This window comes from Pseudomonas sp. FP2335 (genome assembly GCF_030687535.1).
Lineage (GTDB): Bacteria > Pseudomonadota > Gammaproteobacteria > Pseudomonadales > Pseudomonadaceae > Aquipseudomonas.
The window spans coordinates 4,470,468-4,487,492 of record NZ_CP117437.1 but is presented as its reverse complement, the minus strand read 5'-3'; the positions used below and the strand labels follow the sequence as shown (position 1 = coordinate 4,487,492).

Here is a 17,025-nt window from a genome sequence, read left to right as displayed (position 1 = left end):
TATATTGACTGTGTATTGAGTTGTTTCATCCGGTGATTGAACCCGTAAAAGCACACTATTAGGGCGAAAGATGGCTGTCAAAACAAATATTGACATGGTGTCAATTATGCGTGAGGGGTTGTCCAGCGGTCAGGGCGTGAAGTACAAGCGCCTGTCCGATGTCATGGAACGGGGCATCCTTGAAGGGCTGATTGAACCAGGACGAAAGCTACCGCCTCATCGGGTGCTTTCCGACAATCTGGGGGTGACCATCGGCACCATCAGCCGGGCCTACGGCGAGTTGGAACGCCTGGGGTTGGTGGTGGCGCGGGTGGGGGACGGAACTTTCGTGCGCAAGCGGGGGATGGAGCGCCAGCGCGATGAAGGCTTTCGCAACTTCAGCGAGGAGCCGCGCCAGTACTTCGACATGAGCCGCAACATGCATATTCCCGGGCAGGAAACGGCCTTCCTGGCCCAGAGCCTGCAAACCCTGGCGACCAACGCCAAGTTCCTCCAGGACATCAGTGCCTACACGCCCGACGCCGGGCTGCCGCGTTATCGCGAGGCGGGTGCGCAATGGCTGGTACAACGCGATTTTCATCCGATTCCCGAGCAGGTCATCTGCGTCAACGGCGGCCAGCACGGTTTACTCTGCGCCATGATGGCGTTGCTGCGCGCCGGCGATACGGTGGTCACCGAGCAACTGACCTATCCAGGGTTGATCACGGCGGCGCGCATGTTGGGTGTGCGTCTGATCGGCCTGGAGATGGATGAGGAAGGCGTGCTGCCGGGGGCGCTGGATGAAGTCTGTCGTAACCACCGGGTTTCGGCGTTGTATTGCACGCCGACCATTCAGAACCCGACCACTGCAGTACTTTCGATTCCGCGCCGCGAAGCCTTGGCCCGGGTCTGTCGGGAACACAATCTACTGATTCTTGAAGATGAAGCCCACGGCGTGCTGGTGGAGGATCGTCCACCGCCCCTCAGCTATTTCGCGCCTGAGCGTACGATTTTGATCAGCAGCTTGAGCAAGGCAGTGTCTGCCGGGTTGCGCGTGGGCTATGTGCATGCACCACCGGCCTTGGTCAGCCGCATCTCGGCGGCGCTGCGCTCGACCTGCTGGATGGCCACGCCGGTGACGCTAGAACTGGCGACACAGTGGATCGAAAACGGCACCGCCGAATACCTGCTGCGCCAGCAGATCAATGAGATCAGTCGCCGCAAAGCCTTGGTGCAAGGGTTGTTGGCCGGTCTTGAATACCGCACGCACCTAAACAGCCCGCACTTCTGGATTGAAGTCCCGGAGCCGTGGCGCGCGTCGGAAATCGAAGCCGAGCTCAAACAGAACAATTACCTGATCGCCACCGCCGAGGCGTTTGCCGTGGGGCAGACGGCGGTGCCGCAGTTTATTCGGGCGAGTATCTGCAATACGTCGGGGGATGATCAGTTGCTGTTGGCCGGGTTTGATGCGCTGGCGACCGCGCTGGGGCAGGGCGGCGGACGATTTCAATTGTAGTGAGCGGGCTTGCCCCGCGCTGGGCGGCGAAGCCGCCCCAATAAGGCCGCCGCGGTGTTTCAGAAAGACCGCGGCCGCCTGGATTTGGGGCGGCTGCGCCGCCCAGCGCGGGCAAGCCCGCTCACTACAGGCTTCGGGGTTACTTGAAACGGCGCTCTACCCCTTTCTCGACCAGAATCTTCGCGGAAATCTCTTCCACCGAGAAATGCGTGGAATTGATGTGCGCAATATTCTCGCGGCGGAACAGATTTTCCACTTCACGCACCTCGAATTCGCACTGCGCATAGCTGGAATAACGGCTATTGGGCTTGCGCTCGTTGCGGATCGAGGTAAGGCGGTCCGGGTCGATGGTCAGGCCGAACAGCTTGTGCCGGTGCGAACGCAAGGCCGCAGGCAGCGTCAGGTGTTCCATGTCGTCCTCGGTCAGCGGGTAGTTGGCCGCGCGGATACCGAATTGCATGGCCATGTACAGGCAGGTCGGGGTCTTGCCGCAGCGCGATACGCCCACCAGGATCAGGTCGGCCTTGTCGTAGTAGTGCGTGCGGGCGCCGTCGTCATTGTCGAGGGCGAAGTTCACCGCCTCGATACGCTCCATATAGTTGGAGTTATGGCCAATGGAATGGGACTTTCCTACAGAGTACGAGGAGTGTTCACTCAGCTCTTGTTCCAGGGGCGCCAGGAAAGTCGAGAAGATGTCGATCATGAAACCATTCGACGTTGCGAGAATCTCACGGATGTCTTGATTGACGATCGTGTCGAAAATGATCGGCCGAAAGCCGTCTTTTTCAGCCGCCAGATTGATTTGTTGTACCATGGCCCGCGCTTTTTCCACGCTGTCGATGTAAGGCCGCGTGAATTTGGCGAAGGTAATGTTTTCGAACTGCGCGAGCAGGCTTTGACCCAATGTTTCGGCTGTGATGCCGGTGCCGTCGGAGATAAAGAAAGCAGATCGTTTCATTTGAGCCCTGGGCCTTAAGCTGATGACGAATCTTGGATATGATAGGCGCGATTTTGCCGTCCCACAGTGGGCCGCATTCTCACTTATTTTCCAGGTCCAGGCCACAAACGCCGGCGAAAGCTCCTACTGAGCAGCCCGCGTCCTGAGCTTTTCCAACACAGTTAGTGGAGAGATCACCTTGGTAGAGTACGTAGTTTCCCTCGATAAGCTCGGCGTCCATGATGTAGAGCACGTAGGGGGCAAGAACGCATCCCTCGGCGAGATGATCAGTAATCTTGCAGGCGCTGGTGTATCGGTGCCCGGTGGTTTTGCCACCACGGCCCAGGCTTACCGCGATTTCCTCGAACTGAGCGGCCTCAATGCTCAGATCCACGCCGCGCTGGACGCACTGGACGTCGACGACGTCAACGCCCTGGCCAAGACCGGCAGCCAGATCCGCCAGTGGATCATGGAAGCCGAGTTCCCCGAGAAGCTCAACGCGGAAATCCGCACCGCCTTCGCCGCCCTGTCGGCGGGCAACCCGGACATGGCCGTCGCCGTGCGCTCCTCGGCCACTGCCGAAGACTTGCCGGACGCCTCCTTCGCCGGTCAGCAGGAAACCTTTCTGAACATCCGCGGCGTGGAAAACGTGATCCGCGCGGCCAAGGAAGTCTTCGCCTCGCTGTTCAACGACCGCGCCATTTCCTACCGCGTCCACCAAGGTTTCGACCACAAGCTGGTGGCCCTGTCTGCCGGTGTGCAGCGCATGGTGCGTTCGGAAACCGGCACCGCCGGCGTAATGTTCACCCTGGACACCGAATCCGGCTTCCGTGACGTGGTGTTTATCACCGGCGCCTACGGCCTGGGCGAAACCGTCGTACAAGGCGCGGTAAACCCGGACGAATTCTACGTACACAAGGGCACCCTCGAAGCGGGTCGCCCGGCCATCCTGCGCCGTAACCTGGGCAGCAAGGCCATCAAGATGATCTACGGCGACGAGGCCAAGGCCGGTCGCTCGGTCAAGACCGTTGATGTCGACAAGGCCGAGCGCGCGCGTTTCTGCCTGACCGACGCTGAAGTCAGCGAATTGGCCAAACAAGCGATGATCATCGAAAAGCACTACAAGTGCCCGATGGACATCGAGTGGGCCAAAGACGGCGACGACGGCAAGCTGTACATCGTGCAGGCCCGTCCGGAAACCGTGAAGAGCCGCACTTCGGCCAACGTCATGGAACGCTACCTGCTGAAAGAAACCGGCACCGTGCTGGTGGAAGGCCGTGCCATCGGCCAGCGCATCGGCGCCGGCAAGGTGCGGATCATCAAGGACGTGTCCGAAATGGATAAAGTCCAGCCAGGTGACGTACTGGTCTCCGACATGACCGACCCGGATTGGGAACCGGTGATGAAGCGCGCCAGCGCGATCGTCACCAACCGTGGCGGGCGGACTTGCCACGCGGCGATCATCGCCCGTGAGCTGGGGATTCCTGCGGTGGTGGGTTGCGGTAACGCTACCCAGCTGTTGAAAGACGGCCAGGGCGTGACGGTTTCCTGCGCCGAAGGCGATACCGGTTTCATCTTTGAAGGTGAGCTGGGCTTCGACATCAAGCAAAACTCCATCGATGCCATGCCAGACCTGCCGTTCAAGATCATGATGAACGTCGGCAACCCGGACCGTGCCTTCGATTTCGCGCAACTGCCGAACGCCGGTGTGGGCCTGGCCCGCCTGGAGTTCATCATCAACCGCATGATCGGCGTGCACCCCAAGGCCCTGTTGAACTACGACGGCCTGCCGCTGGACATCAAGGAAAGCGTCGACAAGCGCATCGCCGGCTACAACGACCCGGTGGGCTTCTACGTCGAGAAACTGGTGGAAGGCATCAGCACCCTGGCGGCGGCGTTCTACCCGAAAAAGGTCATCGTGCGCCTGTCGGACTTCAAGTCCAACGAATACGCCAACCTGATCGGTGGCAAGCTCTACGAGCCGGAAGAAGAAAACCCGATGCTGGGTTTCCGTGGCGCCTCGCGTTACATCAGCGAAGCGTTCCGTGACTGCTTCGAGCTTGAATGCCGCGCGCTCAAGCGTGTGCGCAACGAGATGGGCCTGACCAACGTCGAGATCATGGTGCCGTTCGTGCGTACCCTGGGCGAAGCGAGCCAGGTTGTTGACCTGCTGGCTGAAAACGGCCTGTCCCGTGGCGAAAACGGCCTGCGCGTGATCATGATGTGCGAACTGCCGTCCAACGCCATCCTGGCCGAAGAGTTCCTGGAGTACTTCGACGGCTTCTCCATCGGTTCCAACGACCTGACCCAGCTGACCCTGGGCCTGGACCGCGACTCCGGGATCATCGCGCACCTGTTCGACGAGCGAAATCCTGCGGTCAAGAAGCTGCTGTCCAACGCCATCCAGGCCTGTAACAAGGCTGGCAAGTACATCGGCATCTGCGGCCAAGGCCCTTCCGACCATCCGGATCTGGCCCGCTGGCTGATGGAGCAGGGCATCGAAAGCGTCTCGCTGAACCCCGATTCCGTGCTGGAAACCTGGTTCTTCCTCGCGGAAGGCCAAGCGTCCGCCTAAGGTCGATACGTCAAAAGTGCCGGTCACCTGTCGCGGGTGACCGGCATTCTTATCTGTACAGGGCGGCAATCCCCGCGGACGCCGCCCTTTTTTGTGCAAGAGCATTATGCAAAGCAGTAGCAACCTGTTTCCTGTCGCCCTGATCAGCGCTGAACGTCGTGGCGACCTGAGTGAAGATGTCTACCGACTCAAACCCGGTAACAGTCCCGACGGCACCGTCGAGCTCGCGGTTACCCGTTTGGGCCTGGCGGATGTCCCGGAAAACCGGGGCATTCCCGTTATTTTATTGCATGGCAGTTTTTCCAACCGACGCTTCTGGTATTCGCCCAAGGGGCTCGGCCTGGGGGCCTACCTGGCGCGCCAAGGGTTTGATGTATGGATCCCGGAAATGCGCGGTCATGGTTTGTCCAAGCGCAACCATGACTACACGCGCAACCGCATCGCCGACTATGCGCGTTACGATTTGCCGGCCATTGGCGCGTTTGTACGTGAGCAAAGTGCGCAGGTTCCGCACTGGATCGGCCATTCCCTGGGCGCCACGACCTTGGCTGCGGCCCTGGGAGGCGAGTATCTGGGGGCACCGGCGGTGGCTTCTGCGGCATTGTTTGGCTGTCAGGTCAGTCGCACGCACTGGCCGTTGAAGCTGCCGCCGGTGGAGTGGACTGGGCGCTTGCTGTTGAAACGCATCGGCGGGATTTCCGGCTCACGCTACAAGCGCGGCCCAGAGGATGAGCCGGCGGGCGTGCTGATCGAAGCCATGCGCTGGAATGGCCTGTTTGGCCGTTTTGGCGAGGGTAAGAATGATTGGTGGAAAGGTTTGGCCGAGGTCGATGTGCCGCTGTTGGCGGTGAGCGCCGCCGGCGATCATCAAGACCCGGACTGGGCCTGCCGCAAGCTGTTCGAACAGGTGGGTTCTGAGCATCGCCAGTACCTGTGCCTGGGACGCCAGCAGGGTTTCAGCGGGGATTTCGGGCACGTAGAGATGCTGGTCAGCAAAGCGGCGCAGGCTGAAGTGTGGCCGTTGATGACGCAATGGCTGAAGGATCCGCTCACACCTTTGCCCGGTGCCTCGGTCGAGCCTGCGACTAAGGTTTGATGGAGCGCTCAGCCACGGGCGTTTCGCTCCTTTGCGGTTGCGGCTAAGATATGACGCGCTGAACGCTTCTGGTCATATTCAGTCGCGCAGTGGCTATTGCGTTGCGGCGAAGCGAGTGGGATGTTCTGCGCCTGTTTCGACCGGTACTTCCTTGAAAGACACTTCTTTGGCAGAAAGGAATTTTTTCGATGAACCATTACGTGACCCCCGACCTGTGCGATGCCTACCCGGACCTGGTGCAGGTCGTCGAGCCGATGTTCAGCAACTTCGGTGGCCGAGATTCCTTTGGCGGTGAGATCGTCACCATCAAGTGCTTCGAGGACAACTCGCTGGTCAAGGAACAAGCCGACCAGCCGGGCGCTGGCAAGGTGTTGGTGGTTGACGGTGGTGGTTCCCTGCGCCGCGCCTTGCTGGGCGACATGATCGCCGAGAAAGCCGCGAAAAACGGTTGGGAAGGCCTGGTGATCTACGGTTGCATCCGTGATGTCGATGTCATCGCGCAGACCGACCTGGGCGTGCAGGCCCTGGCCAGCCATCCGATGAAGACCGACAAGCGCGGGATCGGCGACCTGAACGTGGTGGTGACGTTTGCCGGGGTGACGTTCCGTCCGGGTGAGTACATCTACGCCGACAACAATGGCGTGATTGTCTCGCCAAGCCCGCTGAAAATGCCTGAATAAACTGCAATAGCCGACAGGGGTGAGGATGTTCGAGGAAGAAAACGCGCAATGGGGGCTGGTGCATGCCCTGGTGCTGGACGGTAAAGGCGGTGCGCGTTCGATTGCCCGGACTGAGCTTGACGATTTGCAACTGCAGCCCCAGGAAAGCCTGTGGCTGCACTGGGATCGCAGTCATCCCCAAACGCAGACCTGGCTGCGCAAATCCAGTGGCCTGAGTGAATTCGCCTGCGACCTGCTGCTGGAGGAAAACACCCGCCCGCGCCTGTTGCCACTGCCGGATGCGCAGCTGTTGCTGTTCCTGCGCGGGGTCAACCTGAACCCCGGCGCCGAGCCGGAGGACATGGTCTCGGTACGTATCTTTGCTGCGGCCAACCGGGTGATTTCCCTGCGCCTGCGACCGTTGCGTGCCACCGATGAGCTGTTGGTGCAGTTGGCGGATGGCAAAGGTCCTAAAACGGCGTCAGAACTTATCCTTTATATGGCGCAGTACCTGACCAATAAAGTGCAGGATCTGGTCACCGACCTGTCTGAAATCGTCGATAGCGAGGAAGAAAAACTCGATACCGACGAACGGTATACCCCGGAACATGGCAGCGTTTTGCAGATCCGTCGGCGAGCGGCCGGGCTCAAGCGATTCCTCGCCCCGCAGCGCGACATTTTTGCCCAGCTGACGCGGATCAAATTGCCGTGGTTCTGTGACGACGATGCCGATTACTGGAACGAATTGAACAACAGTCTGACGCGTTACCTGGAAGAGCTCGAATTGGCTCGGGAGCGCGTGGGGCTTGTGCTGGAGGCCGAAGACCGGCGTTTGAGCGTGCGCATGAACCGCACCATGTACCGCTTCGGTATCATCACCGGGATCTTCCTGCCGATGAGCTTTCTCACCGGTTTGCTGGGTATCAATGTGGGCGGGATTCCGTTCTCCGCCAGCCCCTACGGATTCGTGATTGCCTGCCTAATGATGGTGGCGGTTGCGCTGGGACAATGGTGGCTATTTCGACGATTGCGCTGGGTTTGAGCTGAATATGAGCTGAACGTAGGAAGGGTCCTATGTGACCCCAAGAATTTTACCCTCGTCTTTTAAAACACTTGCGAGAGGTCTTTATGCACGATCCGTTCGAACAGTCTTTGCGTGACATGCTCAATGCTTCGCCATCCAACCGGGATGACGATGCCTGCCTGGGTCGCGTGCTGAAAACCGCCAACCGTCAGGTAGGGGCGGGTGATTTGTTCGGTCTGCTCGGTCGTTGGCTGCCGGCGTTGATGATGGCCCTGAACAATGGTTCGGCCCACGTATCGCCGGTTTCCCGTCGTAGATCTCTTGCTCGCACTGCTGATAAGGCTGATTGAATATGGAACTTGATCTCTGGACCCAGAGCCTGGTCACCGCGATGACCGCGTTGTGGACCAAGGTGGCGAACTTCATTCCCAACCTGTTTGGTGCTCTGGTACTGGTGTTGCTGGGCTTTGTCGTGGCCAAGCTGCTCGACACCCTGCTGTCCAAATTGCTCGCCAAACTGGGCCTTGATCGCCTGATGGCTGGCACCGGCCTGACCAAGTTGCTGGGGCGTGCCGGGCTGCAAGTGCCGATCTCCACGCTGATCGGCAAGATCGTCTATTGGTTCGTATTGCTGATTTTTCTGGTTTCTGCGGCTCAATCCCTTGGACTTGAGCGAGTTTCAGCTACGCTCGACATGCTGGCGCTGTATTTGCCGAAGGTTTTCGGCGGCGCGTTGGTGCTGCTGGTAGGCGTTCTGCTGGCGCAATTGGCCAATGGCCTGGTGCGCGGCGCCGCGGAAGGCGTGGGGCTGGACTATGCCGCAGGCCTCGGGCGAATTGCCCAGGGGCTGGTGATCATCATCAGTATTTCGGTCGCGATCAGCCAGTTGGAGGTCAAGACTGACCTGCTCAACCACGTGATTGTGATCGTTTTGATTACCGTTGGTCTGGCCGTTGCACTGGCCATGGGCCTCGGAAGCCGGGAAATTGCCGGCCAGATTCTTGCGGGAATCTATGTGCGTGAGCTGTATCAGGTGGGGCAACAGGTGCGTGTGGGCGAGGTCGAAGGGCAAATCGAGGAGATCGGTACAGTCAAGACGACAGTGCTGACCGACGACGGCGACCTCGTGTCGTTGTCCAATCGGATTCTCCTGGAGCAGCAGGTCAGTAGCCGCTAATCCGGCAAACCCTGCTAATGTACGCCGCCGCAAACCCGGGTGACCGGGCTGTAGCGGACATTGACCTGACTGTCGGCACGACTTGTTTTGAATAAAGCCCAAACGCTGTCCACGCGCTATGACCCCCGTGAGCTCTCTGATGAGGAGTTGGTCGCGCGCTCGCACACGGAGCTGTTTCACGTAACTCGCGCGTACGAAGAATTGATGCGCAGATATCAACGCACTCTGTTCAACGTTTGTTCAAGGTATTTAGGGAACGATAGAGATGCGGATGATGTCTGTCAGGAAGTGATGCTCAAGGTGCTGTACGGCTTGAAGAACTTCGAGGGGAAATCGAAGTTCAAGACATGGCTCTATAGCATCACGTACAACGAGTGCATCACGCAGTATCGCAAGGAACGACGAAAGCGTCGCTTGATGGACGCGTTGAGTCTGGACCCCCTTGAGGAAGCGTCTGAAGAGAAGACGCCGGCACCCGAGGAGAAGGGCGGACTCGATCGTTGGTTGGTGTATGTGAACCCGATTGACCGGGAAATTCTGGTGCTACGATTTGTCGCAGAGCTCGAGTTTCAGGAAATCGCTGACATCATGCACATGGGTTTGAGTGCTACAAAAATGCGTTACAAACGTGCTCTAGATAAATTACGTGAGAAATTTGCGGGCGAGACTGAAACTTAGTGCGTGGCAAATATCTCTTACGTGTAGGCAAGTTCTGTTAGACTTGTCGCCGAGTTGTCCCCCGGTTTGTGGGACTGCTTTACAATCACCAGATGGGGATTTAACGGATGAAACTGAAAAACACCTTGGGCTTGGCCATTGGTACTCTTATTGCCGCTTCTTCTTTCGGCGCACTGGCACAAGGCCAAGGCGCAGTTGAAGGCGAGCTGTTCTACAAGAAGCAATTCAACGATAGCGTTAAGCACATCGAAGACGGCTTCAACCCAGGCGCTCGCATTGGTTACTTCCTGACCGACGACCTGTCGTTGAACCTGTCCTACGACAAAACCAACCACACCCGTTCGAACGACGGTACTGGTAACCAGAAAATCAAAGGCGATACCGGCAGCCTGGTTGCCCAGTATCACTTCGGTCAAGCTGGCGTAGACAGCCTGCGTCCATACGTAGAAGGTGGTTTCGGTCACCAGAGCCGTGGCAACGTCAAAGCTGACGGCCACAGCGGTCGCGATCAGTCGACCCTGGCTATCGTTGGTACTGGCGTGAAGTACTACTTCACCGACAACCTGTACGCTCGTGCTGGTGTTGAAGCTGACTACGCTCTGGACAACGGCAAGTGGGATTACTCCGCACTGGTTGGCCTGGGTGTGAACTTCGGCGGCAACGCTGGCGCAGTAGCTCCAGCTCCTACCCCAGCACCAGCTCCAGAGCCAACTCCAGAGCCAGAAGCTCCAGTTGCTCAGGTTGTTCGTGTTGAGCTGGACGTTAAGTTCGACTTCGACAAGGCCGTTGTTAAGCCTAACAGCTACGGCGACGTGAAAAACCTGGCTGACTTCATGAAGCAGTACCCAGCTACCCACGTAGAAGTGGCTGGTCACACTGACTCCGTAGGTCCAGACGCTTACAACCAGAAGCTGTCCCAGCGTCGTGCTGACGCTGTTAAGCAAGTCCTGGTTAAAGACGGCGTTGCTGCCAACCGCGTAACTTCCGTAGGTTACGGCGAATCCCGCCCAGTTGCTGACAACGCAACTGAAGCTGGTCGTGCTGTTAACCGTCGCGTAGAAGCGTCGGTTGAAGCCCAAGCTCAGTAATTACTGAGTGGTAGAAAAAAGCCCGGCTCAGGCCGGGCTTTTTTTCGCCTGCAATTTGCCTCAGGCGCTGGCCGCTGCCGCTATATAAGCGGCTTGCCCACTGGCCGCGACCTTGCCAATCACCAGGATGGCCGGGCTCTTCAAGGCAAACGCCTGGGCGTCCTCATGCATCCGCGACAGCGCACTGCGGCATTCGCGCTGGTGAGGCAACGAAGCGTTTTCGATCATCGCCACCGGCATATCCGCCGCCATGCCGCCCTCCAGCAGTTGCTGGCGAATCTCCTCCAGCTTGGCCACCCCCATGTACACCACCAACGTCGTCCCGCTTTCGGCCAATGCACGCCAATTCAGGCTGCTGTCGTCCTGGGTATGCGCCGTGACCAGGGTTACACCACGGCTGACACCGCGCAACGTCAGGGGGATCGCGCAATTCGTCGCCCCCGCCAGGCCCGCGGTAATTCCGTTGACCAACTCCACCTCGATCCCGCGCTCATGCAGCCACAGGGCTTCTTCGCCGCCCCGCCCGAAAATGCACGGATCGCCGCCCTTGAGCCGTACCACGCACTTACCCTGGCGCGCATAACGCAACATCAGGCGGTGGATGAAATCCTGCGGCGTCGAGCGACAACCACCGCGTTTTCCTACCGTGATCACCCGCGCACTCGCGCAGTGTTCCAGCACCGCCGGATTGACCAAGTCATCAATCAGTACCACGTCGGCCTCATGCAGGGCCCTTACCGCCTTGAGGGTCAGCAGTTCCGGATCACCGGGGCCTGCGCCCACCAGCCAGACTTTTGCGCTCATGTCGTTGCCCTCACACACTGATTGCGATTGGCTGCGGGTTGCTCGCCAATAAACGTTTGATTTCCGGGACACAGGAGCCGCATTGCGTGCCGCAACCCAACTCCCGCTTCAACCCATCCAGATCCAGGCCCCGGCCAATGGCGCTGTACACAGCGTTCTCGCTGACGTTTTTGCAGTTGCACAGGATCTTGCTGCTGGCCGCCGCGCCCCCCGGCGGGGCGCTGAGGGGCGCCAACAACCAGCGGCGCAGTTGATCGTCTGTACGCCCCTCCAGCCACAGGCTTTGCAGCCAGTGCCGCGCCAAGGTTTCCCCGGCGAGGCGCAGCGCCGTGATACGGCCTTTTTCGATTTTCACCCGCTTGCCAATCGAGCGGCGCGGGTCGTCATAGGCCATCACCGGCCCGTCATTCAGGCCCAGCAATTGGTCAATACGCGTCAGCAGTTGCAGGTCGGGCGCCTCGCTGTGTGCGGCACGCACCAGCAGGGCAGGGCGCTCGCGCCCGGCCAGGCTCAGGCTCACGTAGGCAAAGCCCTCGCACAGCGGGCGCAAGGCTTCAAAGTGTTGCTGCACATCGCCCTCGATCAGGGCGAACAGCTGCCAAGGCAGGTGCACGGTCTCCAGGCGCACCCCGCTGTGCTTGAGTTCCGGCTGTTTCGACAACGGATCGAATGCCGGCTGGGTGAGTGCGTTCACGCCGCCCTTGAGAAAACGATCCCCCCAATGCATCGGCAGGAACGCCTGGCCCGGGCGCACACTGTCGTCCGCACTGACGGCCACGATCACTTGCCCGCGACGGCTTTTCAGGTTGACCAGATCACCGTCTTTCACGCGATGACGGCGCATTTCGTCCGGATGCAGGCTCAGCAATGCCTCGCTGACGTGCCCGAACAACTGCGCGGCAGTGCCGGTGCGGCTCATGCCGTGCCACTGGTCGCGCAGGCGGCCGGTGATCAGGGTCAGAGGGAAGCGTGCATCGCGCTGTTCCTTGGCTGCGCGATACGGGTCGGCGACAAACTGCGCGCGCCCGCTGGCGGTGGGGAAGCGGCCATCGCTATACAGGCGTGGCGTGCCGGCCTGTGCCCCTTTGGGAAACGGCCATTGTTGTGGTCCGATCTTGTCGAGCAGGGCGTGGCTGATGCCTGACAGGTCGAGGTCACGCTCCTGGGTCAGCAGTTTGTATTCGTCAAAAACCTGCGCAGGCTGCTCGAACGCAAACAAACTGTCGCGCCCTGGACGCAAACGACGTTCCAGGCGCTGTGCGAAATCTACGGTAATTGCCCAATCCGGCCGCGCTTCTCCCGGTGGGGCGATAGCTCGGCGGACGTGGGAAATGCGTCGTTCGGAGTTGGTCACCGTGCCTTCCTTCTCCCCCCAACTGGCGGCGGGCAACAACAGGTCGGCAAAGGCTGCGGTTTCCGTCGTCCGAAACGCCTCCTGCAACACCACAAAGGGACAAGCCGCCAACGCCGCGCGCACGCTGTTCTGGTCCGGCAGCGATTGCGCCGGGTTGGTGCAGGCGATCCAGACCGCCTTGATCTTGCCGGCCTGCATCTGCTCGAACAGTTCGACAGCGGTCAGCCCGGTAGCCGCCGGCAACGACTCAACCCCCCAATACGCCGCAACCTGTGCGCGATGCTCTGGGTTCGCTGCCTCACGGTGCCCCGGCAGCAAATTCGACAAACTGCCGGTTTCGCGCCCGCCCATGGCATTCGGCTGACCGGTCAGGGAAAACGGCCCACAGCCTGGTCGGCCGATGGTGCCGGTGGCCAGGTGCAGATTGATCAGCGCGCTGTTTTTTGCGCTGCCGGCGGTGGACTGGTTAAGCCCCATGCACCACAGCGACAGGAAACTGCTGGAGGTGCCCACCCACTCGGCACACAAGCGCAGTTGCTCGACGCTGATCCCGCACAACTGTGTGACCATCTGCGGCGTGTAGTCGTGCACCAAGCGCTTGAGCTCGGCCAAGCCCTCGGTATGCGCCTGGATAAACGCGCGGTCGATCCAGTCTTCCCACAGCAGCAAATGCAAGATCCCATGGAACAACGCCACATCGGTGCCCGGCAGAATCGCCAGGTGCAGGTCAGCCAAGTCGCAGGTGTCCGTACGGCGTGGATCGATCACCAGCACTTTCATTTGGGGGCGGCGTGCCTTGGCCTCTTCAAGACGTCGGAACAATACCGGGTGGGCGTAGGCCATATTGCTGCCAACGATCATCACGCAGTCGCTGTTTTCCAGGTCCTCATAACTGCAAGGCGGCGCATCGGCACCCAGGCTGCGCTTGTAGCCGACCACCGCCGAGGACATGCACAGCCGCGAGTTGCTATCGATGTTGTTGGTACCCACCAGGGCGCGGGCGAGTTTGTTGAAACTGTAGTAGTCCTCGGTCAGCAGTTGCCCGGAGATGTAGAAGGCCACGCTGTCCGGCCCGTGTTCGGCGAGGGTGTCGGCGAACACGTTGGCGGCGTGTTCCAACGCGGTATCCCAGTCGGTGCGCGAGCGCGCCAGGCCTTTGCCCAGGCGCAGCTCCGGGTACAAGGCGCGGGCGGATATGTCGCCGGTCAGGTGCAGGCTGGAGCCCTTGCTGCACAATTTGCCGAAGTTGGCCGGGTGGCTCGGGTCGCCCGTCACCCCCAGGATTTGCGCGCCGTCATGTTCGATCAACACGCCGCACCCCACCCCGCAATAGCAGCAGGTGGACGCGGTGGTCTGGCGGTTCATCACACGGCGTCCCGCAGGGCCAGCAGCACCCGGCCGTTTTCCACACGGGCCGGGTGATGGTGGGCGCAACCGACGTCTGGTGCCTGGGCTTCGCCGGACGCCAGGTCGATCTGCCAGTTGTGCAGCGGGCAGGCCACGCGCTTGCCGTAGATCAAGCCTTGGGACAACGGGCCGCCCTTGTGTGGGCAGCGGTCGTCAAGGGCGAAGACTTCGTCATCACTGGTACGAAAAATCGCGATATCGCCTTTGGGGCCTTGGATGATGCGCGAGCCCAGCACGTTGATCTCGTCGAGGGCGCAGATATTCAGCCAGTTCATGCCGGCATCTCCAGTTGTTGGACGGGGATCACATCAAATTCTTTTTTCAGCAGCGGCTGTTCCAGGCGCTCTTTCCACGGATCTTGTTCGAACGACAGCGAGAACTGCAGGCGCTCGTTGAGGGCTTGGCGGCGGGCGGGGTCTTCGAGTACGGCTTTCTTGATGTGCTCCATGCCGACCCGTTGCAGGTAGTGCACGGTGCGCTCAAGGTAGAAGGCTTCTTCGCGGTACAGCTGTAGGAAGGCGCCGTTGTACTCACGCACTTCTTCAGCGGTTTTCAGCTTGACGAAGAACTCCGCCACCTCGGTCTTGATCCCACCGTTGCCGCCGATGTACATCTCCCAGCCGGAATCGACGCCGATGATTCCCACGTCCTTGATGCCGGCTTCCGAGCAATTGCGTGGGCAGCCGGACACCGCCAGCTTGACCTTATGCGGCGACCACATATTGAACAGGTCGTGCTCAAGCTCGATGCCCAGTTGCGTGGAGTTTTGCGTGCCGAAGCGGCAGAACTCGCTGCCCACGCAGGTTTTTACAGTGCGGATGGACTTGCCGTAGGCATGGCCGGATGGCATGTCGAGGTCTTTCCACACCCCCGGCAGGTCCTGCTTCTTGATACCGAGCAGGTCGATGCGCTGACCGCCGGTGACCTTGACCATTGGCACGTTGTATTTGTCGGCCACATCGGCGATGCGGCGCAGTTCCCCAGGATTGGTCACACCGCCCCACATCCGGGGGACTACGGAGTAGGTGCCGTCTTTCTGAATGTTGGCGTGGGCGCGTTCGTTGATCAGGCGCGATTGCGGATCGTCCTTGGCCTCGCCGGGCCAGGTGGAAATCAGGTAGTAGTTCAGCGCCGGGCGGCAGGTGGCGCAGCCGTTGGGCGTGCGCCAGTTGAGGTAGTTCATGGTGCCGGCGATGGTCAGCAAGTGCTGGTCGCGGATGGCCTGGCGGATTTGTCCGTGGTTGAGGTCGCTGCAACCGCAGATGGCTTTTTCGCTTTTCGGTTTGACATCGGCCGCACCGCCCACGGTGTTGATCAGGATCTGCTCGACCAAGCCGACGCAGGAACCGCAAGAACTGGCGGCCTTGGTGTGTTTTTTTACCTCATCGACACTGAACAAGCCCTGTTCCTGGATCGCCTTGACGATAGTGCCCTTGCACACGCCGTTGCAGCCGCAGACCTCGGCGTTGTCGGCCATGCTCATGGCCTTGTCCTGGCCTTGATGGCCTACGTCACCCAAGGCGTTTTCGCCGAACATCAGGTGGTCGCGGATCTCGCCGATGGCGTGGTTCTCACGGATCTGGCGGAAATACCAACCACCGTCGGCGGTGTCGCCGTACAGGCAGGCGCCGACCAGGATGTCGTCCTTGATCACCAGCTTCTTGTACACGCCGCCAATCGGGTCGGAGAGGGTGATGGTCTCGGTGCCTTCGCCGCCCATGAAGTCCCCGGCCGAAAACAGGTCGATACCGGTCACTTTCAACTTGGTCGAAGTCACCGAGCCTTTGTAGGTGGCAAAACCCAGTTGGGCCAAATGGTTGGCGCAGACTTTGGCCTGTTCGAACAAGGGCGCCACCAGGCCGTAGGCGATCCCGCGATGGCTGGCGCATTCGCCGATCGCGTAGATGCGTGGGTCGTAGGTTTGCAGGGTGTCGTTGACCAGAATCCCACGGTTGCACGGGATACCGGATTTTTCCGCGAGTTCGGTGTTGGGGCGAATGCCGGCGGCCATCACCACCAAATCCGCGGGGATTATGTCGCCGTTCTTGAACTGCACCGAGCCGACGCGACCATTGCCGGCATCATGCAGCGCCTGGGTCTGTTCACACAGGCGAAACACCAGGCCTCGGCTTTCCAGTTCGGTTTGCAGCAGTTGGCCACTGGTCTTGTCCAGTTGTCGCTCCAGCAGCCACTCGCCGATATGCACAACGGTCACGTGCATACCGCGCAGCATCAGGCCGTTGGCGGCTTCCAGGCCGAGCAGGCCGCCGCCGATGACCACCGCGTGCTTATGAGTCTTGGCGGTGTCGATCATGGCCTGGGTGTCGGCGATGTCGCGGTAGCCGATCACGCCCTGCAAGGTATTGCCGGGGATCGGCAGGATAAACGGGGTAGAGCCGGTGGCGATCAGCAGGCGATCGTATTCGGCTTCGCTGCCGTCTTCGGCGATGACGATGCGTTTGACGCGGTCGATCTGCACCACTTTGCGGTTCAGCAGCAACTTGATGTTGTTGTCCAGATACCAGCTGAGGTCGTTGAGCACGATCTCTTCAAAGGTCTGTTCACCGGCCAGCACCGGCGACAGCAGGATGCGGTTGTAGTTGGTGTGCGGCTCGGCGCCGAACACGGTGATGTCGTACAGGTCGCTGCTCAGCTTGAGCAATTCTTCAAGGGTGCGAACCCCGGCCATGCCGTTGCCGATCATCACTAATTTGAGTTTTTTCATGTCGTT

At 60.1% G+C, this 17,025-nt stretch carries 14 protein-coding genes; 9 read left to right on the top strand and 5 right to left on the bottom strand.

Annotated features, from left to right (window positions below; translation table 11 throughout):
• Positions 1–70 precede the first annotated feature (70 nt).
• Positions 71–1,495 (top strand): PLP-dependent aminotransferase family protein, encoded by a 1,425-nt coding sequence (locus tag PSH81_RS20080; protein WP_192297168.1) that lies wholly within the window; start codon positions 71–73, stop codon positions 1,493–1,495.
• Positions 1,496–1,634: 139 nt separating this feature from the next.
• On the opposite strand, the gene PSH81_RS20075 is transcribed toward PSH81_RS20080, so the two are convergent.
• Positions 1,635–2,453 carry a pyruvate, water dikinase regulatory protein gene (locus PSH81_RS20075; RefSeq protein WP_192297167.1) on the bottom strand — a complete coding sequence of 273 codons (819 nt, stop codon included), beginning with the start codon at positions 2,451–2,453 and terminating at the stop codon, positions 1,635–1,637.
• Between the two features lie 178 nt (positions 2,454–2,631).
• On the opposite strand from PSH81_RS20075, the gene ppsA reads away from it, so the two are divergent.
• The 8 genes from ppsA (at position 2,632) to PSH81_RS20035 (ending at position 10,729) form a co-directional block, all read left to right on the top strand.
• Positions 2,632–5,007, top strand: a complete 2,376-nt coding sequence (gene ppsA, locus PSH81_RS20070; protein WP_226454889.1) for a phosphoenolpyruvate synthase — start codon at positions 2,632–2,634, stop codon at positions 5,005–5,007.
• 106 nt (positions 5,008–5,113) lie between these two features.
• A complete protein-coding gene (locus PSH81_RS20065) occupies positions 5,114–6,103 on the top strand; it encodes an alpha/beta fold hydrolase (protein ID WP_305391360.1) in 990 nt (329 codons plus the stop codon).
• A gap of 188 nt (positions 6,104–6,291) precedes the next feature.
• Positions 6,292–6,783 (top strand): ribonuclease E activity regulator RraA, encoded by a 492-nt coding sequence (gene rraA, locus PSH81_RS20060; RefSeq protein ID WP_032887592.1) that lies wholly within the window; start codon positions 6,292–6,294, stop codon positions 6,781–6,783.
• 25 nt (positions 6,784–6,808) lie between these two features.
• Positions 6,809–7,804, top strand: a complete 996-nt coding sequence (locus PSH81_RS20055) for a zinc transporter ZntB (protein ID WP_305391359.1) — start codon at positions 6,809–6,811, stop codon at positions 7,802–7,804.
• 86 nt (positions 7,805–7,890) lie between these two features.
• Entirely contained in the window at positions 7,891–8,136 is a 246-nt protein-coding gene (locus PSH81_RS20050; RefSeq protein WP_192297163.1) for a CrfX protein, read from the top strand.
• 2 nt (positions 8,137–8,138) lie between these two features.
• Positions 8,139–8,963 carry a mechanosensitive ion channel domain-containing protein gene (locus tag PSH81_RS20045; RefSeq protein ID WP_003175519.1) on the top strand — a complete coding sequence of 275 codons (825 nt, stop codon included), beginning with the start codon at positions 8,139–8,141 and terminating at the stop codon, positions 8,961–8,963.
• An 87-nt stretch (positions 8,964–9,050) separates the two neighbouring features.
• Positions 9,051–9,641, top strand: coding sequence for an RNA polymerase sigma factor SigX (gene sigX / locus PSH81_RS20040; RefSeq protein WP_122485727.1), 591 nt, complete (start codon positions 9,051–9,053; stop codon positions 9,639–9,641).
• A gap of 107 nt (positions 9,642–9,748) precedes the next feature.
• On the top strand, positions 9,749–10,729 hold the full coding sequence (locus PSH81_RS20035) for an OmpA family protein (RefSeq protein ID WP_226454892.1): 981 nt from the start codon (positions 9,749–9,751) through the stop codon (positions 10,727–10,729).
• Positions 10,730–10,789: 60 nt separating this feature from the next.
• Here the strand turns inward: PSH81_RS20035 and cobA are convergent, their stop codons facing one another.
• The 4 genes from cobA to nirB are packed head-to-tail and all read right to left on the bottom strand — an operon-like array spanning position 10,790 to position 17,019.
• Positions 10,790–11,533 carry a uroporphyrinogen-III C-methyltransferase gene (cobA, locus tag PSH81_RS20030; RefSeq protein ID WP_305391358.1) on the bottom strand — a complete coding sequence of 248 codons (744 nt, stop codon included), beginning with the start codon at positions 11,531–11,533 and terminating at the stop codon, positions 10,790–10,792.
• 10 nt (positions 11,534–11,543) lie between these two features.
• On the bottom strand, positions 11,544–14,252 hold the full coding sequence (locus PSH81_RS20025; RefSeq protein ID WP_305391357.1) for a nitrate reductase: 2,709 nt from the start codon (positions 14,250–14,252) through the stop codon (positions 11,544–11,546).
• Positions 14,252–14,569 (bottom strand): nitrite reductase small subunit NirD, encoded by a 318-nt coding sequence (nirD, locus tag PSH81_RS20020; RefSeq protein WP_192297159.1) that lies wholly within the window; start codon positions 14,567–14,569, stop codon positions 14,252–14,254. Before nirD ends, PSH81_RS20025 begins: the two co-directional genes overlap by 1 nt.
• Complete coding sequence (gene nirB / locus PSH81_RS20015) at positions 14,566–17,019, bottom strand: nitrite reductase large subunit NirB (RefSeq protein WP_305391356.1); 2,454 nt, start codon at positions 17,017–17,019, stop codon at positions 14,566–14,568. The genes nirD and nirB overlap by 4 nt, the downstream gene beginning before the upstream one ends.
• Between the last annotated feature and the right edge of the window lie 6 nt (positions 17,020–17,025).